This is a genomic window from Chryseobacterium antibioticum, assembly GCF_012927325.1.
Taxonomy (GTDB): Bacteria; Bacteroidota; Bacteroidia; order Flavobacteriales; family Weeksellaceae; genus Chryseobacterium; species Chryseobacterium antibioticum.
On record NZ_JABBGI010000034.1, the window covers coordinates 23,475 to 45,414 of the forward strand.

The following is a 21,940-nucleotide window of genomic DNA, read 5'->3' on the forward strand; positions in this document are numbered from 1 at the left end:
TATTTTAAAAGTCTAATTTAACAGCTCCTTTTTGTCGAATAAATAAAGGATGACTAGAACCAGCACCAAATAAATGATTTAAAGTTGTGGTATATTTTTCAAGCAATTTTTTAGGAACAAATGCTTGTATTGTTCCTGCAAATCCTCCACCATGTACGCGCCAAGCTCCAGCATCTTTTAGTACGATTTCGCTATAAGCCAATCCCAATGAAACTGCTTGTTCTTTTATATTACTTGAGACATAGATGTTTTGATTGTACATATAGGAACTATGTCCCGAATCTATTACCAATTGTAAAAATTTTTTAAAATCATTCTTTTCTAACGCATTTACTTCATCTACTACTCGGTCATTTTCGCATTCAAAATGAATTGCTCTTAAAATAGCTCGATCTCCTACTTTTTGACGAATGGAAGGTGCAATATCCATTACTTTTTTCAAAGTAGTTTCTCTCAGAACATTACATCCTAAATAGGTTGCAACTTCTTTCATCTCTTTAGGTAAAACAGCATATTCATCATTCAAATTGGTATGATCTCCTCTAGTATCTGTAATCACTAAAGAAAAACCAGTAGAAGTAAAATCAAAATCTACTTTTTTAACAATGGGATTTTTTACATCTGCAAAGTCAATGGTTACTAATCCTCCTACCGAACAGGCTACTTGATCCATTAATCCACAAGGTTTTCCAAAGAAAACATTTTCTGCATATTGTCCTATACGAGCATTTAATATGGGATCTAATTTACCTTCATTAAATAAATGACTAATAATTACTCCAATTAAAACTTCAAATGAAGCTGAAGAACTTAATCCTGAACCTTTAGGAACGCAACCATCAATTACAGCATCAAATCCTCCTATTTGATATCCCAATTCATTTAATCGAGCATTAATCCCACGGACAAGAGCGTTTGATGTTAAAAATTCGTTTTCGTTGGGAATAAGATGCTCTAAATCTACTTCAAATGTTTGATAACCCGAAGATTCAATCCGAACAATATTTGAATTGTTTTTAGAGGCAACAGCAATATTGTCTAAGTTTACTGCACCCGCTAATACACGACCATGATTATGATCTGTATGATTACCTCCAATTTCGGTTCGCCCTGGTGAACTGAAAATAGAAACCTCTTTGTCCCCAAAAATTTCTTTGAAGCGGGATAATGTTTTGGTATATCGGATTGCTTGCTGGCGTAGTAATTCTGAATTTTGTCCATATAACTCTCTAAATTGAGAGAGATCTCCCTCTTCAATTAAAGAACCAGCATATTTAATATTTGACATTTATTTGTATTTAATTTATAAAACAATATATTTTAATTAAGAGCTTATTTAAATTTTATCAAAATTGATTTTCCTAACCCTAGGTGCAATTATTATGTCTGAATATTTTTTAAACAAGCTCTAATACTAAAATTTAATCTGTGAAAAAGCGAAAAATTGCCTAATTTATTCTTTTATTTAGTTTTGTGGGATAATAAAAAAAATTGACAATTTTATCTATTTTTATAATGAATTGTTGAACTTTTTTTAAGAATTTCTGCACTTTGTTCAGGAGTAATATCCCTTTGGGCTTCTGCTAACATTTCATATCCCACCATGAATTTTTTCACACTACCTGAACGAAGTAAAGGTGGGTAAAAATGCATATGAAAATGCCATTCTTCGTGTGATTCTAAATCTGTAGGAGCCTGATGTATTCCTGCAGAATAAGGGAAAGAAATTGAAAAAATATTATCGTATTTCGTTGCTAAATCTTTCAACATTTGAGCAAGTAAAACCTGATCTTCCTTTGTAAAAGCCAATATACTATTTACTTGCCTTTTACTAATAATCATTGTTTCATATGGCCAAGTTGCCCAAAATGGAACTAAAGCTACAAAAGAATTATTTTCTAATATAATTCGCTCATTAATTCCTATTTCTTTTTGAAGATAATCAGACAGAAGAGTTGTTCCATGTTTATAATAATAATTCTTCAAGTTTTGTTGTGTTCTAGCCACCTCAGAAGGAATGGATGATTGAGCCCAAATTTGCCCATGAGGATGAGGATTGCTACAGCCCATAATTGCCCCTTTGTTTTCAAAAATTTGAACATGATTAATGTAATCTAGTTCTCCTAGACTTTGATATTCTTCTTTCCAGATAGACACTACTTTTGTAATTGCTTCTACAGACATTTCAGGAAGAGTCAATGAGTGGTCGTGTGAAAAGCAGATTACTCGGTTAATTCCTCTTTCAGGTTTAATTTTAAGTAACTCATCCAATACATCCTCGGTTTTATCAGTGGTTACTTCTACTCTCAATAAAGCTCCAAAATCATTATCGAATACATACACCCCTTCATACTGGGGATTTTGGACTCCATTAACTCTTGAATTTCCTGGGCATAAATAGCATTTTGGATCATATTGATTTTGAACGCTTGTTAGTGGTTTTTCTTGTTGTCCTTGCCACGGGCGTTTTGCTCTTTGAGGTGATACCAAAATCCATTCATCTAATAAAGGATTATACCTTCTATGTGGATGATATTTACTGTTAAATGAATTACTCATACTGAGTTTATTATTTAATTCCATAAGAAAATTTCACTTATTAAAAAAGCTTATCTTATTTAGCTTTAATTAAAATATTATACCTTCTAGAGAACCTGGTGAGAAGTATTAGACTATAGTACATATGGAAAATATTTTGATTTTATTTTTTTAATTTCTTAATCAGAAATTTTAATCACTCATATCTTTACCTTAAATTATTATAGTAAAATATTTTCAAAAGTATTTTAGGATTACAATATATCTTACAAGTATCCACAATTTATAATCTGATTAGTTTAATCCATTTTTAAGGTTCTAATTTATCCAAAATAGGTTCGGCTAAAGTGTTTAATTCTTTTTGAATTTTAGTATTTTTTTGTTCAAAAATAATAATCTCATTCTGACCTTTTTTTAGATAACACCCTGGTAAATATAAGGTCTGTTGTGGTCCTACTGACCAATATCTTCCTAAATTGATTCCATTAACAAAAACAATTCCTTTTCCAAAAGGTCGCATATCTAAAAAAGTATCTCCCACTTTTGATACATTAAAATTTCCTTTGTAAACAGCTGGTCTGTTTTCTTTTAAATCTGATTTTTGTTTGGCGTCAATTGATGGAGCTTCTGCAAAAGGAAGCCCATACATTTCCCAATCTCCTGTTATTTCTCGGTCATTAATAAATACAGGAGAAGTAATTCCTTTTGTATTCTTATTAATATCTGCCCCATAGTTAATCCTTCCCATGTTTTCTACTATAATGTCTAATTTTCCATTGAATGGTATATTAACTTCACACTCATATTTTTTATAGTAACGATTAAGTTCTCCTACTTTTTCTCCATTCACATAAACAATCGCATAATCTCGTAATCCATCAAGTTTTAAAGTTCCTTTAATTGGCTGATTAAAATTTTTGCTATACCAAATATAGCCATGCCCCTGATTTAATTGTTCAAAAGTTAAAGGATTATCATTAATTACCGGTTTTACATCCTTTTTTAAAATTTCTAAATCAATTCCCTGAGACAATGTAATACTCGGGATCTTAATTACTGGAATTCTTGAAGGAATAGGAGGCGTAGAAGAATTTTTTAATAAATCTCTTAATTTCATATACTTTTCAGTTTCCCAACCTGCTTCGGTAATAGGAGCATCATAATCATAACTGGTCATACTCGGCTGTATATCATGATTTTTATCATAATTAGCTCCAGAGGTAAACCCAAAGTTAGTACCTCCATGCACCATATAAATATTAAAAGAAATATTATTATTCATGAATTTTTCAATATGGCTTTTTACTCTTTCCGCCGCTTTACGAGGGAACGGCTCTGCCCAATGGTCTAACCACCCGGGATAGTATTCTGCTACCATAAAAGGACCTTCCCCATTATGATATTTTTTTACTTCTTTCTTAATATTTTCTGGGTTTTCGTCTCCATTTGCAGTTGGTAAAGCCCCAGGTAAAGCTCCTCCTTCAAATAACCAGTCGCCATCTGAAGTAAAAAATTCCATTTCTTTGAAACCAACTTGTTTTAATTGATCAAATACAGATGAACTATATTTTTTATGATCTTCCATTTTAATATCTTCTCGTTGAGCAACAAAAGATCCAAATTCATTTTCTCCTTGCACCATAACAATAGGACCTCCATTAACAATCAGATAAGGTTTTACCACCTTGTAAAGTTCTGTGAAATATGCTTTTGTTGAATTTAAAAAAGCAGTATTGTATTCTCTAATTTTCATATCCTTGTAGTTTTGCAAAAACCAAGGATAACCTCCGAATTCCCATTCTGCACAAACATAAGGTCCAGGACGAAGAATTACCATTAAGCCTTCTTCTTTTGCTATTTTTAAGAATTCAGATAAGTTTCGATTCCCAGTTTGAAAATCCCATTTTCCGGGAGCTATTTCATGATAATTCCAAAATACATAAGTAGCTATTGTATTTAATCCCATCGCTTTAACCATTTTTAAGCGATGTCTCCAATAATCATGAGGAATTCTAGCATAATGAATCTCACCTGAATGTAACCTAACTGCCTGTCCGTTAAATTTAAATTCTCCATCTTCGATTTTGAAAGATTCATATTTAATAGGTTTCTGCTGTGCATTTATCAAAGTTGCTCCCACAAAGCAAAAGGTTAAAATTATATTTTTAATAAACTTCATTGTATATATCTTATTAGTTATTAAAATTGACTAAATATTAAAACAAATTTATAAATTTACTAGATGCTACCAAACTAGTTACTACCGGTTTTTGCAGGTTTACCACCAGTTTAACAAATTTTGAAATATTATGAAAATTATTAAAATAATTCCCGATTCGGTTGTTCCCAAATACCGACAGATTATAAATTCCATTGAACAAGCTCTTGCCCAACAACTGCTAAAAAAAAATGACAAGTTACCTTCCATAAATAAAGTGTGTATGGAATTCGGCGTTTCTAGAGACACTGTCCTATATGCTTACGAAACACTGAAAAAAAAAGGAATAGTAAATGCCATTTTGGGTAAAGGATACTATATAAAAAGTACCGATTGGGATTTTGAAGAGCGAATCTTTCTACTGTTTGATGAGCTGAATGCTTTCAAGGAAAACCTTTATAATTCATTTTTGGAAGATATACAACAAAGAGCTAATGTACATGTTTTTTTCCACTATTTCAATATTGATGTCTTCAAGAAATTAATCGAAGAAAACAATGGAAGCTACACAAAATATATAATTATGCCTGGGAATATGAATAATACAGCACCAATTATTAAGATCCTTCCAAAGAAGGATGTATACATATTGGATCAAACCAATATATTTTTAAGGGAATATTCATCAGTACACCAGAATTTTGCAAAAGACATGCTCAATGGTCTATTAAAAGCAAAAACTATGCTTGAAGCCTACCAAAGATTGATTCTTATTTTCCCCGGAAAAAAAGAACCTGTAGGTATGGTAGAAGGATTTACTAGTTTTTGTGAGCAGTATAAAAAGAAACATATCATTATCAGTAATTTTACAGATGAGGAAATACTGAATGGAGACGTATTTATAATTCCAGATGATAAGCATTTAGTAAACGTCATTAAACAATCTAAAAAGCAGAAACTAGAGATTAGAAAAGATTTCGGTATTATCTCCTATAATGAAACACCTCTTAAAAGTATTGTAGAAAATGGCATTACTACAATTTCTACGGATTTTTGGCAAATGGGAAAAATTCTAGCAGAGATGGTTCTTAATACCAAACAAGAAAGAATTGAAAATGCTTCTGATTTAATTATCAGGAATTCACTATAATTGATTTGAATTAAATTTTATGGGTAATGAGGTCAAAATAGTTAGTGTTTTTCACAAAAATAATTCGTAATATTTGGCGGTTGATTGGAAGATGAATTGAGCTCTGCTGAGGAGCAACTCACCAGCAGTTTCCGGAGGTAAAATAAATTCTACAAATTTAACATTTAAAGTGATGCTTCTTATTTTGTTTTCCCCAAGAAATCACATCCAGACTTTTGCAACTCCAACAACGATTTTTTTTGAATTTTCAGTCATAAAAAAAGTTTATTGAAACAAAGTTCAATAAACTTTCTGTATCATCAGTAATAATTGGTAATACAAAGAATTTTACCAACTATTTTTGACTATTAAACCTTTAAAGTTGTTTCATAAAAATACAAACAAAAGCTAAAAAACTTTCTTTTGCTTTAAACAACTTCATAATTAAAAGTTAATAGAATTCAGTGTTTTATCAACCAGTAATCCGTTAGTGGCTTTCATATTAAATAATCCGTTTCGTTTTGCTTTAAATTTAATAATGAATAAATCCGTTGTGCCTTCTAAAGGACGTTTTTGTCCTACATTAACCAACGTAGGATATAATATTTTCTCTTTGTTGGTATGCAGCCTATCATAAGTTAGGTTTTCCATTTGTCCGATATTTAATGGCGTAATTCCTATATATTCCAATTCTTGTTGGTTATATGGAATAGCAAAACTCAATGCATTTACAGATTGTAGATTACTACCTTTTACTACTACTTCAACAATATCATTCTTAGCATATTGCTGTTTTGAGGCAAAGGCTGAAATGCTACCTTGCAGTGGTTTCAATTCTTCACCGTTTACTCCTCCATCTATTTTTGTAGCGACGTTAGAGATATCAAATGCATCAATGAAACCATTCTTATTAATATCTCCATTGCTAATATACCCCTCAAAATCAGAATCTCCTTTTTTCAAACCTGTATAATTAATATATGAGGTAAAGTCATTCATATCAATTTTTTGATCATTATTGATATCGCCAGGAAGTAAACTTACAGAACCTGGTACTTTAAAGACGTATAACTCATTTCCAGAAGCAAAGTTTCTGAAAGCATTGCTGACTTCAATTTTGATGAATCGTGTGGTAGGATGTGTGGCGAAATCTAAAGATTTAATTTTGCTATTTCTATCCCACGTAAAAGAGCCAAGTTCTGTCCAATCTTTTTTATTATCACTATAAGAAATTTTACCATTCATCCATATTCCGTTGTAACCGCTGTTTCTAGGGATATATTCTAATTTGCTTATTGTATTAATAGAGCCTAAATCTAAAATTATTTCAAAAGGGACTTTGCTTTTTTCATAATCTGAATGCCAGCTCGTGCTCACATCCTGATCAAAAAGATTTTCTATACCTTCTCCTTCCTGACTTGGAACTGTTGCTGTGGCTTTTATGCCTTTAATTGCAAATTCGTAAGGATTTTTATTGGTTCGAGATGAAAAAGGAACCCAATCAGAAGTATTGGTTTTATTTACGGCTCTTAATTTGAAATCATATTTCGTTTCAGAAGCCAATCCTTCAAACAAGAAAGAGGTATCTTTTATATTACTGTATACCATATTGTTATATAGTATTTCGTAGTAATCAGCATTAGGAATTTTATTCCACGATGGTAATATAGAATACGCGGTGTTTGTATTTTCTGAAGTGATTGGTTTTAAAGCTTCTGCAAATGCTCCAAAATTATTTTTTAATTGATTAGAATTGGTAAATTGGTAATCTTTAATGACAAGCTCTACTTTGTTTTTGCTTATATCAGTAATTTCTGTTTTTACCCAAAGTTGTGGATTTCGGGTAATCGAAACCTTTGCAAATTCAGAATCTTTTGTAGAGAAATTATTGAATTCGGGTTTGCTATTGTAAAAATATACGTTTGTGGCATTATTGAATTCATCTAAAGTATTTACTGTATTCAGATTTATATTTTTACCTCCAATAGAAAGTTTTACACCGGATGGTTTTTTAGTAACATTAATTCTAAATTCTGTCATTTTTTCTTTTTCAAAACCATTAAAGTTACCTTGAGTAGGAGAAGTGCTTATTGTTGCAGTATTTTTTACTACATTACTTTCTATAAGGGTGCTTACAGATTCATTTTTCTTATACTTTTCGGTTATGCCATCGTCGTCATATTCTATAAAACTAGATTTGTCTGAAGGATACACTTCATAAATTCTTAATTTTTTATTGATTTGATGAACATTATTATTAGCGTTTACCATCGGAATAATAGCGCCTGGCGTCACAAATAGAGGAAGTTTCCAAATTGGAGCATCAAAATGATTTAAAATAATTCCTCCTTCATAAGTTTGCCCCGTAAAATAATCAATCCAATTTCCTTTAGGAAGATAAATATTATTTCTAATATCACTCCCTTCTTTATCCATTTTTGTGGCTTGATATATGGGAGCCACTAAAAAACATGGACCATACAGGTACTGGTACTGAGTAGATTTTCCGAGGGTATAATCATTAGCCTGTTGTAAAAACATTGCTCTGATGATTGGCAATCCATCTACAGCTTCTTTAGATACACTATAAGTATAAGGAATTAAGCTAGACTTTAATTTTAAATAATTCCTATTAATAGAAGCAGCCGATTCACCCAAAGCATGAGGATACTTTTCATTTGTTCCCCAGCCATCCATGTTTAGTTGCATAGGAGTGAAGGTTTTCCATTGGAAATCTCTGGTATTGATGATTGGGTTTTCCCCACCAAAAATGCCATCCATATCCGAAGTAATGTTAGGCTGGCCAGACAAACTAGAACCTATATATGTAGGAATGTGGAACCTGATGTATTCCCACTCTCCACCAGTTTGGTCTCCTGTCCAAATACCTGCATATCGTTGTGAACCAGCCCAGCCGTCTAGCGAAATGATAAAAGGACGACTTCCGTTACCATAGCGTGGTATTATTTGAGCCACATCTGAAATGCCATTCAGCCCGAATGAGTAGCCAGGGCCTACCCAAGCAACATCCGTTTTTAGCACTCTTACGCCTGCATCACCCACTTCTTTTATAATATCTCTCTGCAAAAGAGCACTTATTCCTTCTTTTGGATGCAAATCAGATTGTGTCCACAATCCTATTTCTACTCCGTTTTTTCTGGCATAATCTCCAAATGATTTCAAATTTGCAACGTTGCCTTCCAAAGTTTCTGTTTGTCCATATCCTGCACCATAACCATCATTTGGCAATATCCATCCTAAAGGCATATCTGCATTTTTATAACGGTCTATAACTGCTCTGGCAGAAAACTGATAATTGTTTTTTTCGCCATTTAGCGATTCTTTAACTCCTCCATTTCCTTTTTGGCTCTCTTTATATCTTTTTCCGTCTTCAAATGATATTCCTTTGTCATCTTCCTTCCAATAATCTCTGTTGTAGGCATTAAGATGCCCTTCATAAAAACCAAACTTAGGCAAAAGTATAGGGTTTCCTGTAAGCTGATAAAAATCATTCAACAGAGATTTAGGATTATCATCTACCATAAAGAAAACATCCAGGTAATTAATCTCATGAGCCAGTTTCACTTCATTTTTATTTTGTTTACCGAAATCATAATATCCTTTTTTGAATGTATGCCACATAAACCCATATCCATTTGTAGACCAATAATAAGGATTTGGAGATGCTACACCACTATCAGTCCAGCTATTTTGATTCACAATTAAAATAGTATTTCCTTTATGAGAAAATCTCCCATTCTGTACACCACCTCCATAGAAATATTCATCTTTTCCTTGAGATAAAGTCAGCACTACTTCTTTAGAATTAAATTCAATTGGAGCAATAAAAGAAAAGACCTCTTTATTAAGATTCAAGTTAAATACTTTAAATAAAGAAGTTGTTTTTTCAATTTCTATTTTAATTTTACTGGTAGAGATAGAAACAGTCTGTGATAAATTTTTGACAGCAATTTCTTTCACTTTTTTTCTAGGCTGATCTACTAAAATTTGAGCGGGAGGTATCGCTTCAGGATTTCTTACTTCTCCACCTTTGGGATCCAAAAATAATCGAAAAATATTTTCTCCATAAAAATCTATTAATATTTTTTTGTTGCCAGAAAGCAAAACTTCTACCGAAGTTTCTCCTTTCTTAGAAACATTTTCAATTTTTTGAGCCTGAGGTTTTCCAATGAAGAAAAAAAGAAAAGAGCTAAGGAGTAAAATCTTTTGAATTTTTGAATTTAAAACTGCATTCATTTATCTTGATTTTATTTATTAATTTACATTTTATACTACTCTAAGAAAGTAAGATCAATATTTATGATAAAACTAACTGTAATCTTTTGTGATATTAAGACTTTCAAAAATAGTTTTTTGTCAAAAGAGTAGCTGCCTTTTTAAAAATATGGATAACTTATTCAACGATTTCGTTTAAAAAAGTTACCCATATTTATTTTAATAACAGACATAATAAAACCTGTCTGCTAATATAATCACTGCTTAACTCTATAATCAGGATGCACTTTTTATGATGTGCACACCGAAAATATGATTAATGTATAAACCGAAAACTTAAGAGTTAACTTCCCACTAATCTTTTTTCATCTATACTTAGTATCCTTTTGCTGCTTGAGCTTCTTTTAATTTTGGATTTAAATCTACCGCAATTTGAGGGTAAGGGAATCTGTAAAACTTATCAATCCATACTCTTGTTGCAACCTGTATATTTGTTATATCATAAACTGTTTTCATTACATTTGGAGCAATTTTCCATCTTCTAATATCATAGAATCTGTGTCCTTCATTTGCTAGTTCTATTCTTCTTTCATTTCTGATAATGTCTTTTAGGGTTTCTTTTGTTTGTGTTTTGCTAATTCCTACCATGCCTACTCTACTTCTAATTTGATCTAATACATCATAAATAGAAGGATCTGGGCCAGAAAATTCATTTCTTGCTTCGGCATATATGAGTAATACCTCTGCATAACGAATAAGCATAAAGTTATTACTTGTATTTAAGTTCTCATCTAATGAGCTATAATCAGCCATTTTTTTATAATTATAGCCTATCTTAGACGTATTGTTTCCACCTTTACTCCATTTGAATAGTGTACTTGTCCCAAAACCTTTTAAGTAAGACCAGGGTCCATTTGGATGCATTATACTTGCATATAAACGGGTATCTCTGTCTTTAAATTCATCTAGATAGGCGTTATTTGGATTACCATTATTATAATTTGAAGCTCTTGTAGCATTAGAAGGGGGCGTAAATGCCGTTCCGTCTTTTTTCCAATAGGCATTTACCAAATCAATTGTTGGGGTAATAGAACTCCAACCACTCTCTTCATTTGGCAATAGGAGAAGGGTCATGGAGTTACTATGTGTTCCTTTTGAATCCGGTATATATTGAGCTTCCAAAATTGATTCTATATTACCATCATTATTTGCCCAGAACAATGCCTGATAATTACTTAAACCTTTGTAAAAATTATCTTTATCTGTGGTAGAAGTATACGTAACAAAATTGTCATAGTTTGTACTTTTATCTACTGTTGCAGTATTGAAAAGCTTGTAAGTGCCAGAATTAATTACCAATTGAGCAGTTTCGTAAGCTTCTTTATATTTTCCCGTGTACAAATATACCCTTGCTTTAAATGCCAATGCAGCTCCTTTTGTTATTCTACCCTTATCTTGACTTGAAGTATAAGTAGTTGGTAAATCATTTTCTATAGCACTCAATTCACTGATAACATAATCATCAATATTAGCTTCAGAAATAGGTGTAAGGTTGGCACCATCTAACTCGCCTGATTTTTGCACTAATGGAAGAGCTCCAAAGTACTGAGATAAATCAAAATAATTAAAAGCTCTTATAAATCTTGCTTCTGCTATATATCTTTTAGCAAGATTTTTGTCCATTGGAATTTTATCAATATTCTCTAAAAAGGTATTTACCCCCCTAATTGTAACAAAGTTATATCCGAAATCTGTAGAAGGAAGTATGTTTCCTGCAGAAGCATCTACTGCAGTTGTTTCCCAAGGATATTGAGCAAATGAATTATCGGTATAACTATCGTTATATAAATTGCTATAAGCTGCGCTAGACAAGTATGTATAAATACCATTTAATGCCATGGTAGCGTCTTTCTCAGTTTTCCAAAATGTATCTTCTGATATTTTGTCTTCTGGAAACCTATCTAAATTACAAGAACTAGTAACTATAGCTAGGGTAACTGATAGTAATATAATTTTTATTTTTTTCATTTTTAGATATTTCATTTTAAGTTAAAAAGTTGCATTTATACCGAACGATATGGTCTTTAAGTACGGATATGTTGAACGAGTACTTGCTATTTCAGGATCAAAATCTTTCATTCTTTTGTCTCCTCTCAATGTAAAGTAATTTTCTAAGTTTGCATATATTCTGAATTTTTTCAATCCTATGTGGCTAATTGCTTCCTGAGGAATGGAATACCCCAAAGTAATAGACTTAATTCTGAAGTAACTTGCATCAAAAAGCCAATAATCTGAAGTGACACCTATATTTTGAGTTCCTCCTCCAGATGGCAATACCCTATGATACAAGGCATTAGGATTTGGATTTTCAGGAGTCCATCTATTATCTAAAACGTATTGTTTTATATTGCCTCCATTGAAAAATGCCTGAGAAGATTCTTTATCCAGATATACCTTAACATTAGCTACCCCTTGCCCCACTACGTTAAGATCAAAATTTTTATATTTACCTCCTATGCTTAGACCATAGGTAAAACTTGGAACATCATTTCCTATTACTGTTCTATCGTTCTCATTAACAACTCCATCTCCATTAATATCTACATACTTTATATCACCAGGTTGAGAAGAGCTATATAATTTAGGATATTTATTATTAATATCCTCTTGGGTTAAGAGACCAGCAGTTTTGTATCCGTAGAAATCACCAATTGAACCTCCTACTTGTGTTATCCAATAACCACTGTATAGGGGCTTGCTATTTACAAGTGAAAGAATATCATTTTGGTTTTTAGCAAAATTAGCATTGATATAAAAGTCTCCATTTTCAAAATTTTTATTGTATCCCAAAGTAACTTCTATCCCTTTATTTTCTACATCTCCTGCATTTATTGGCGGCGCTTGGTTTCCTAATACACCTGTTTCATATTCTAATTGATTGCTCATTAATGCACCTTTTGTAAGACGATTATATAAATCTACTGAGAAAGTGAAAGTATTACTGAATAAAGATCCATCTAGACCTATATTTTTGGTGACAATTTTTTCCCAACCTATATCCGAAAAACCAAGCTTGCCTGGTACCGCTGTCCCAACTATAACATTCCCTAGAACTGAAGAATTATTATCCATATACGTCTGACTGTCATAATAACCAATAGTATTGATAGATCCAGTGCTGCCATAAGAACCTCTTAATTTTAGTGTATTGATAAAATTTAAGCTTTTAATAAAATTCTCCTTATCTAGCCTCCAAGAAGCCATAATCGCAGGAAAATAGCCCCATCTATTTTCTTTAGCAAAACGCGAAGATGCATCTGCCCTTATAATACCTTCTAAAAAATATTTTTCTTGATAATTATAATTGATACGAGCGAAAGCAGACTGGAAAGCATATTGCTGAGTATTGGACCTTAATTCATCTAAGGTTCCATCAAGGGTAGTAAGAGCACTTAAAGCATGCAATCCGTCTTTTGGTATATTAGATTTTTTACCATATATTGATCTAACTGTATAGTCTTCATAGGAAGCACCTCCCAAAACTTTAAAATAATGTGATGATATTTTTTTTTCATAACTTACCAAGACCTGAGTATTAAGTAATTCATCAGAATTCCAAGACTCAGAATAGTTATTAATCGCTCTCGAAGTTGCACCAATAGGAGCTTTAGTTAAAAAATTGTATACAGGGTTTAATGTATTTACAAAAGTGCCTGAACGATAGTTCCAGTTTGAATAGCTGATTTGAGCATCTACATTTAATCCTTCTATAGGAGTGTAGTTTGCAGATAATGCACCCATAAATTTTTGATCATTTGACTTAGAATCTCCACCCTCTATGTTATTTCTTACAGGATTGGTATTCGCAAATGTGTTATCTACTTTACCCGCATTTATAGATCCCCACCATCCATTGGATTGTCTTAATGCCATTGTAGGAGATATTCTTGCCAATTCTGTAGTATTAATACCACCTCCTTGATCATTGATCATTTGTTTGATAAACGATATATTAGAATTTACTGTAAGTTTATCGCTTAATTTAGAGGATGTATTTGTCCTAAAAGAATATCTATCCATACCTTTTGTAGGTGATAGAGACTCCTGTTTCAAATACCCTAAACTTGCGAAATAACGAATTTTATCTCCACCTGATACATTAATCTCATTATTAAGCACATTTGCCATTTTTCTATAAGTTGCTTTATACCAGTCTGTGTTAGGGTATCTATCTGGGTCTGTACCTACAGCTGTAAGATCTATTTGCTCTTGCTTATATTGAGAAAAATAACCGACACTATTATTAGCGTTGTAATATGCTTCATTTTTTATTTTCATATATTCAACAGCACCTACATACTTAGGTAAATAAGTTGGTGTCTGATAGGCATTATACATATTATAACTTATACTCATCTTACCTCCACCACCTTTTTTGGTCTCGACAAGAATTACACCATAACCAGCTCTTGTACCATAGATAGCTGCTGAAGCATCTTTTAATATGCTTATATTTTCAACATCAGCTGGGCTTAGCCTAGAAAAATCTGCAGCACTAGAGGGAATACCATCTATAATATAGAGTGGTGAATTACCAGCAACACTTCTTCCCCTTACATTTAAGGCAGGTACAGAACCTACATCTCCTAAAGAAGACTTAATTGTAACTCCTGGTAAAGCACCTTGTATACTCGCTGTTAAGCTTGTTGTTGGGCGATCCTGTAGTATCTTTTTATCAACAGAAACTATAGATCCAGAAACGGTTCCCTTTTTCTGTTTTCCGTATCCTATTAAAACAATTTCGTCCACATCTTTTACTTTTTTCATGATGGAGTCCGAAGGTTTGTTTTTAGTTTCCTGTGCATCCACTAATGTTATAGATGACATTAGAACTGCACTCAAAATACAAATTGTTGCTTTTTTCATCTTTTATTCATTTTTATTAAAATATTATTCTATTTAAGGATAGTTAGTTTCTTACCAATCTTTCTTGATAGATAAGATATAATAAGAAAAATCTAAAGGTCTTATATTACTCTTTGCTCTTCAAATTCTATAGAACCAAATGACTATTTCAGTCTTGTTTTCACTTTTAAATGCAATCGCTTCTTTTTTTTACTCCCTTCACGGCCTAATATCCTTTATTGTATTGAGCAGTTTATTTTTTAATAATGCCCTTTTGTCCAAAACATTTTATTTGAGATTTAGCTTTCTAGATGAAGTTGAATTTTAAAACCATATCCATTTTACCTTTTTCCTGGCAAGAACAAAAAAATTATGACCTTCCATATTATATAATGTAAACCTCTGTTCTAGCACAATTGGAAAATATATAAATGGACACCTCCTGATGATGCACAAATACACTATATATTCTCTTCTTCTTTTCCTTGTCCGAGTGTGAACTAGATATTGCTATAATATTAACTCTATGTTACTCAAATGTATAGTTTTACATCACATCTCCATACTGGTAGCCACCAGTTTTTGTACCTTTACCACCAGTTTGAAAATCATTTGAATATGTGTTATTAGAAAGCCCCCCTATAGATTGGTTATGGTTGGCAGACTTTACTTCCTGCTTTTCTACTTTTTAAGAGGAAAAAATCCGTTTAACCTATTAATTTTCTGTATTATAAGAGCGTTTTAAGTAACCTTTCTGCTATTACCATATGTAATATTCTTCACAAAAAGAATATGTTTTACACACTTCTGTTTTATGTATTTAATAATGAAAAATAAGCCAAAGGAGATTGAAAGATATCTTTAACATCTGTGGCTTTAAAACTTTTTTTGGATTGAGAGAAGAAGAATTATGGATAACTTATTCAACGGTTTCGTTTAAAAAAGCTACCCATATTTATTTTAATAACAGACATAATAAAACCTGTCTGCTAATATAATCACTGCTTAACTCTATAATCAGGATGCACTTTTTATGATGTGCACACCGAAAATATGATTAATGTATAAACCGAAAACTTAAGAGTTAACTTCCCACTAATCTTTTTTCATCTATACTTAGTATCCTTTTGCTGCTTGAGCTTCTTTTAATTTTGGATTTAAATCTACCGCAATTTGAGGGTAAGGGAATCTGTAAAACTTATCAATCCATACTCTTGTTGCAACCTGTATATTTGTTATATCATAAACTGTTTTCATTACATTTGGAGCAATTTTCCATCTTCTAATATCATAGAATCTGTGTCCTTCATTTGCTAGTTCTATTCTTCTTTCATTTCTGATAATGTCTTTTAGGGTTTCTTTTGTTTGTGTTTTGCTAATTCCTACCATGCCTACTCTACTTCTAATTTGATCTAATACATCATAAATAGAAGGATCTGGGCCAGAAAATTCATTTCTTGCTTCGGCATATATGAGTAATACCTCTGCATAACGAATAAGCATAAAGTTATTACTTGTATTTAAGTTCTCATCTAATGAGCTATAATCAGCCATTTTTTTATAATTATAGCCTATCTTAGACGTATTGTTTCCACCTTTACTCCATTTGAATAGTGTACTTGTCCCAAAACCTTTTAAGTAAGACCAGGGTCCATTTGGATGCATTATACTTGCATATAAACGGGTATCTCTGTCTTTAAATTCATCTAGATAGGCGTTATTTGGATTACCATTATTATAATTTGAAGCTCTTGTAGCATTAGAAGGGGGCGTAAATGCCGTTCCGTCTTTTTTCCAATAGGAGAATTTTTTCCTGAAAGCCAGACACTCAGAATCACTAAAACAATAATTCCTAATGCTGAATAACTCAACAGTTTGGTTTCCAGAAACGGCCTTTTTGGAAATTTCATTAATAAAAACTTAGTTTTTCCTGCATTTCTTATCTTCAAAAAACGCTTCGACCACACTCAGCGTGACACTTGTCATATTAACTATTAATTTATATTGTGCCGTGTTAAGTGTAGCCGAAGTATATATTTTTTTTCAATTATTTTAAAACGTTCAAAGCATTTTCAAACTTTGGAAGCATTATTTTGATCTCGTCAACCGCTAAACCTCCTACAGAAGCACGGAACCAAGGTTCAGATTTTGCTTCTCCAAACGCTGAAAATGGAACCAATGCAACACCTGCATCATTAATCAGATAGAAAACCAAATCAGAAGAATTTCCAATTACAGAACCGTCCGGTTTTGTTTTTCCGATATAGTCCAATCTGATTGTAAGATATAAAGCTCCCATCGGCTCGATGCTTTCTACAGCTAGCCCTTTTCCTTTCAGATCCTGGATTCCACCGTGAAGAACTTTTAAGCTTTCTTCTAGTTTTCCTTTGAAATCTTCTACGAAAACGTTTACATTTTCAGGGTTTTCATAGAACTTCGCAGTAGCTTCCTGTTCAGGCTTCGGTGCCCAGGCTCCAACGTGCGTTAACAGGGCTTTCATTTTATCTAAAATATGAGCAGGACCGAATCCCCACCCTACACGTACTCCGGTTGCTGCAAGGCATTTGGAGATACCGTCGATATAAATTGTATATTCTTTCAATTCAGGGAAAAGAGAAACCGGATCTACGTGTTCTGCGCCAAAAGTAAGATTAGAATAGATCTGATCATACATCAGGTACAATGGTTTTTCATCTTCCTCTCTTTTTCTGTTTTCTTCCAGAACCAGTTCGCAGATAGCTGAAAGCCGCTCTTTTGTAAACATTGTTCCTGTAGGATTCAGCGGTGAACATAGCGCTAAAAGAACTGCACCGCTTAAATGTGGTCTTAAATCATCTGCTGTCGGAAGAAAGTTATTTTCAGGGGTTGTCTTTACTTCTACTGCGTCTGCGGAAGTAAGGTAAGCATAGTGATTGTTGTTCCAAGACGGTGTAGGATACACTACTTTATCACCTTCATCTACAATTGTTTTATACACTGCATAAATCAATGGTCTTGATCCGGAAGTAATTAAAATATCGTTTGGAGAATAATCCAGGTTCCATCTGTTTTTCAAGTCTTTGGAAACTTCTTTTCTTAAAGATAAAAGTCCGTTGGCCGGCGGATAATTCGTCAGATTATTCTGATATGCCTTCTGAATCTCCTCCTTCAGCAGTGCCGGAATAGGATATAGATTAGAATTCAGGTCACCAATAGTAAGATTGGCAATTTCCGCTCCTTTTGCTTTTAAATCATTAACTTCATTACTAATTTTTACGATTTCGGAACCAATCAGGTTCGCCGCTAATTTTGAAACTTTCACTTTATTTTTATTTAAATTTACTAATATTCGTTTTCCACGTTCATTTTCTCACGGATCTGATCCACAGGCATCTGAGCATCAAAAAGACTTAAAAACTCCTGAGCTCTTGTAAGGTTAATCTAATTTCAGATCTTTCCTTACGTCCTCCATTTTTGCTTCTAATGATTTTAATTTATCTCTGAAATCGGCTTCAGAAGAGGTACAGAGAGCTGCATGTCCAGTTCCCCAAGGTTTTTCTCTGTTAGTAATCAAATCATCATAGTCAACAAAACTGTCTTTCTTTTGTTTTACCCAATGGTATTAGGCGCTTCTGTCGTCTTCCAAAATCTTCGAAATGTTCTCTCTACAAAATCAGCAGGAATTTTATCATTAATAATAAAAACAAATTTATTAAAGCCCGCATTCAAAACATCATAAAGAGAGTATTCTAGAAGGCAGCTCCCATTTAAAATATATCCACTTGTTTGAGGTCATTATATCGGCTTCCTAATCCTCCTGATAAAAAACAATTGTTTTACTAGAAGTTTCCATCAAAGCCAAATACTGGTTTTCTTGTTTGCCATTTTCCTTTCGTAAAATCTGGTATTTCCATCACTTTTCAATTGTTCGCAATGGATTTTTCACTTAGTGGTGTTATTGAATACCAAGTAGCCAAATCATAAACATCCAAAGGAAACTCAACATTTCTCTTAATGCATTCTATTAATGAATTAATGAGAAACCAATCCACTCCATCATGTCCGGCCCCTTCTGCCAACTTTTCATAATTCTGCCAAAGAGGATGGTCATGTTCTTTCAACAAATTATCAGTATTTTCCCATTTGTGACTATGCTTCATCATTTCTTCGAAATAGATAAATCCTTGATTGAATTCTCCCCAGCCGAAATCTTGCCAAAGTCCTTTTGTATCTTGAATTCTGAATCCAAGATTATATGGGACGTTGTAAACTGGTATCATGTGTTAAAAGTATTGTTTCTCCATTGGCACAAACAATCTGTGTGGTTATAATATCCCCTTGCTAAAATTTGACTTTGGCATTAGGGTGATTTTCGCCACTTTTCGGATGGTGCACAATATATTCATGTAGGCCTCTTGCTTTAGAAGAAAATGAAGAAAGCCTTAACAATCTGTTTCCTCTGTTGATATCCATCATAACAGAAACTGATCCCAAACCATAAGTAGGGTATAGTTCTGCATTTCTATCTATATAGTGTTGTGTTCTCCATTTGGCTTCACTAAAGCCTTTTTCTCCAAATTCTACTCCCGAATTATAAGGCCCATCATTAAACAACACACCTCTTAAATCATGTTCGTAACCACCTTGTCCGTGTACTACCTCCCCGAACATTCCTTTTCGTACCATATTAAGAATGGACATAACATCTCTTCGGTAACACACATTCTCAATCATAAAAATAGGGACACCCGTTTGTTCATATGTATTTACAAAGTCCCAACAATCTTCCAGCTTTATGGCTCCACACACTTCCATGCCTACAATTTTTTCGGCTTTCATGGCTTCTATTCCTTGTATTTTGTGCCATTCCCATGGTGTTGATACAATGACAGCATCAATTTCTTTTAGCTTTAGAAGATTTTTATAGTCGTAGTGCCCATTAGAAAATTCTTTTGCATTGGTACGGTTATTTTTGGCGAGAATTTTTTGTGCATTGTCTAGCATCCTTCTACTTGGATCTGCAAAAGCGACAATTTCTACATCATCCCTCTTAGCTAAAATATCCAAATTACTTTGCCCACGCATTCCTACACCAATCATCCCTTCTTACTTTTTGGGTATAGTTCTTATTATCAGAATAGGCAAATAAAGAATTGGGTAAGATTAAAGCTCCAAAGCCTGCTAAACCTACAGTTTTAATAAAATCTCTGCGATTGAATTTATTCATAATTATTTTAGTATTCACAAACTAAAAAAAAACAAGTATATCGAACTCACGTTAAATATATATTACATTAGATTTATAGATTTTGTATTAGTACTTGTGAAGAATTACTTCCTACCAAAGCATAGAACAGAATGTAAAGAATTTCGAGTGCAATTACCCAATAACTTTGCAAATAGCCTAAAATATCTGCAATATATCCTTGGAATACGGGCATAATACCTCCTCCACAAACCATTACCATAATTATACCTGATGCAGTTGCTGTGTATATTCCTAACCCTTTAGTTGCAAGATTAAAAATTCCTCCCCACATTACAGATGTACAAAGTCCACATAAAATAAGAAACATAATGCATATTGGAACCTTCGTAAACCCAAAAGAAATATCAGTTTGGAAAACTGGCATACTTATCACTTGATCTTTAGGTAACAAAATTGCCAACAAAACAAATACTAATCCAAGTAAAGATGCAAATGTTAACATTGCTTTGCTTGAAAATTTAGAAGCAAGAACTCCACCTGTCAGCCTTCCGATAAGCATCAAAAACCAATAAGTTCCTACTACAGTACCTGCAGTAGCTGCATTTATTTGCAATTCTCCGGTCATATATAAATTAGCAATATTCGGAATTCCTACTTCTATACCCATATATACAAAAATAGCAATAGCTCCTAAAGTAAAATGTCTGAAAGAAATTGGTCTGCGGGTATTTTTCACAGAAGATTTTTCCGTATCAATATGCGACTCCGGAATATTTATAGAGTATAAAACTATAAATGCCAGTGCAAAAATTCCTATTGCTAAAAACAAAGCAGGATTCGCCTCAGAAATGGTAGCTTTTGCCACATCTCCCATTAAATATCCTACTAACACCGGAACTATGGTAGCTCCCATTGAGTTTAGCGTTCCTCCGAATTGCAATAATTGATTTCCTTTTTTGCCTCCTCCTCCAAGCGTATTAAGCATTGGATTAACAACTGTATTAAGCATACACATCGAAAAACCACCAATAAAAGCTCCAATTAAATACACTGAAAAGCTTTCTATTTTTCCCGACAAAAATATAATTACTACGCCAAGAATTCCTACTAAAATTGCAATAAGAGCTGTTTTTTTGTAGCCTATTTTTTGCAGCATAAACCCTGCTGGAATTCCCATAAATGCATAGGCTAAAAAGTTGGCGAAATTTCCAAGTTGTGAAAGAAAATTGCTCGCCTGAAATTGGTTTTTCACAATTACTCCCATAGGATTTTGTAAACCTGTAACAAAGGCAATCATAAAGAAAAGTGCAAACATCATTGCAATAGGTAAGACGTAACTTTGATTTTTCATATTAATTTAAAATATATATATGTTAAGAGCCTGTTTAATTTTTTTTCAATAAAAGTTTTATAGTGGATAATTTGACCATATTTTCAGATGCTTCCATTAGGAGCTCATAATTTCGACAAAGTCTTCTATCATTATCAAACCAGGAAAATGTTCTCTCAATAACCCATCTTTTATGAATGGGTTTGAATCCTGTTTTTCTATCATCAGACCGCATAACGACTTGTATGAGATAACCAAATTTTCTTTTACGGCTTCTATTATTTCTCCTCTATACCCAACATCAGCAAGAATAACCTTACAGGACTTAGAAACTAAACCACTATGGACTTAAAGTCCATAGGTTTGGTTTGTGGACTTAAAGTCCACGATTCGAGTATTACTACTCAATGATAAAATTACTTTGGTCTTGATCAGTTGGGTTTCGATGATGTTCCA

11 protein-coding genes and 1 pseudogene are annotated in these 21,940 nt (G+C 32.8%); 1 reads left to right on the forward strand and 11 read right to left on the reverse strand.

Annotated elements, in window-relative coordinates; all coding sequences use genetic code 11:
* Nucleotides 1-4: 4 nt before the first annotated feature.
* From HHL23_RS19855 to HHL23_RS19865, 3 genes are all read right to left on the reverse strand, one after another.
* Complete coding sequence (locus HHL23_RS19855; protein ID WP_169236489.1) at nt 5-1,288, reverse strand: galactokinase; 1,284 nt, start codon at nt 1,286-1,288, stop codon at nt 5-7.
* A 212-nt stretch (nt 1,289-1,500) separates the two neighbouring features.
* Nucleotides 1,501-2,583, reverse strand: coding sequence for a UDP-glucose--hexose-1-phosphate uridylyltransferase (locus HHL23_RS19860; protein WP_169236490.1), 1,083 nt, complete (start codon nt 2,581-2,583; stop codon nt 1,501-1,503).
* A gap of 265 nt (nt 2,584-2,848) precedes the next feature.
* Nucleotides 2,849-4,717 carry a beta-galactosidase gene (locus HHL23_RS19865; RefSeq protein ID WP_169236491.1) on the reverse strand — a complete coding sequence of 623 codons (1,869 nt, stop codon included), beginning with the start codon at nt 4,715-4,717 and terminating at the stop codon, nt 2,849-2,851.
* Between the two features lie 130 nt (nt 4,718-4,847).
* On the opposite strand from HHL23_RS19865, the gene HHL23_RS19870 reads away from it, so the two are divergent.
* Complete coding sequence (locus HHL23_RS19870) at nt 4,848-5,846, forward strand: GntR family transcriptional regulator (RefSeq protein ID WP_169236492.1); 999 nt, start codon at nt 4,848-4,850, stop codon at nt 5,844-5,846.
* A 423-nt stretch (nt 5,847-6,269) separates the two neighbouring features.
* On the opposite strand, the gene HHL23_RS19875 is transcribed toward HHL23_RS19870, so the two are convergent.
* The 8 genes and pseudogenes from HHL23_RS19875 to HHL23_RS19910 form a co-directional block, all read right to left on the reverse strand.
* Complete coding sequence (locus HHL23_RS19875) at nt 6,270-10,082, reverse strand: TIM-barrel domain-containing protein (RefSeq protein ID WP_169236493.1); 3,813 nt, start codon at nt 10,080-10,082, stop codon at nt 6,270-6,272.
* 354 nt (nt 10,083-10,436) lie between these two features.
* Nucleotides 10,437-12,089: a RagB/SusD family nutrient uptake outer membrane protein gene (locus tag HHL23_RS19880; RefSeq protein WP_169236494.1), complete on the reverse strand. Its 1,653-nt coding sequence runs from the start codon at nt 12,087-12,089 to the stop codon at nt 10,437-10,439.
* Nucleotides 12,090-12,110: 21 nt separating this feature from the next.
* Complete coding sequence (locus tag HHL23_RS19885; RefSeq protein WP_169236495.1) at nt 12,111-14,987, reverse strand: SusC/RagA family TonB-linked outer membrane protein; 2,877 nt, start codon at nt 14,985-14,987, stop codon at nt 12,111-12,113.
* A gap of 1,095 nt (nt 14,988-16,082) precedes the next feature.
* A complete protein-coding gene (locus HHL23_RS19890) occupies nt 16,083-16,880 on the reverse strand; it encodes a RagB/SusD family nutrient uptake outer membrane protein (RefSeq protein ID WP_169236499.1) in 798 nt (265 codons plus the stop codon).
* A gap of 133 nt (nt 16,881-17,013) precedes the next feature.
* The gene (locus HHL23_RS19895; protein WP_169236496.1) at nt 17,014-18,267 is read right to left on the reverse strand and encodes a pyridoxal phosphate-dependent aminotransferase; all 1,254 of its coding nucleotides are present in this window, start codon (nt 18,265-18,267) and stop codon (nt 17,014-17,016) included.
* A 114-nt stretch (nt 18,268-18,381) separates the two neighbouring features.
* Nucleotides 18,382-18,519: a hypothetical protein gene (locus tag HHL23_RS19900; RefSeq protein ID WP_169236497.1), complete on the reverse strand. Its 138-nt coding sequence runs from the start codon at nt 18,517-18,519 to the stop codon at nt 18,382-18,384.
* Nucleotides 18,520-18,784: 265 nt separating this feature from the next.
* A pseudogene (locus HHL23_RS19905) lies at nt 18,785-20,172 on the reverse strand (Gfo/Idh/MocA family protein).
* Between the two features lie 73 nt (nt 20,173-20,245).
* Complete coding sequence (locus HHL23_RS19910; RefSeq protein ID WP_169236498.1) at nt 20,246-21,505, reverse strand: MFS transporter; 1,260 nt, start codon at nt 21,503-21,505, stop codon at nt 20,246-20,248.
* Nucleotides 21,506-21,940 lie beyond the last annotated feature (435 nt).

Coding starts and splice junctions, on each gene's coding strand:
- HHL23_RS19855 (WP_169236489.1), bottom strand. CDS start 1,288: ATGTCAAATATTAAATATGCTGGTTCTTTAATTGAAGAGGGAGATCTC.
- HHL23_RS19860 (WP_169236490.1), bottom strand. CDS start 2,583: ATGGAATTAAATAATAAACTCAGTATGAGTAATTCATTTAACAGTAAA.
- HHL23_RS19865 (WP_169236491.1), bottom strand. CDS start 4,717: ATGAAGTTTATTAAAAATATAATTTTAACCTTTTGCTTTGTGGGAGCA.
- HHL23_RS19870 (WP_169236492.1), top strand. CDS start 4,848: ATGAAAATTATTAAAATAATTCCCGATTCGGTTGTTCCCAAATACCGA.
- HHL23_RS19875 (WP_169236493.1), bottom strand. CDS start 10,082: ATGAATGCAGTTTTAAATTCAAAAATTCAAAAGATTTTACTCCTTAGC.
- HHL23_RS19880 (WP_169236494.1), bottom strand. CDS start 12,089: ATGAAAAAAATAAAAATTATATTACTATCAGTTACCCTAGCTATAGTT.
- HHL23_RS19885 (WP_169236495.1), bottom strand. CDS start 14,987: ATGAAAAAAGCAACAATTTGTATTTTGAGTGCAGTTCTAATGTCATCT.
- HHL23_RS19910 (WP_169236498.1), bottom strand. CDS start 21,505: ATGAAAAATCAAAGTTACGTCTTACCTATTGCAATGATGTTTGCACTT.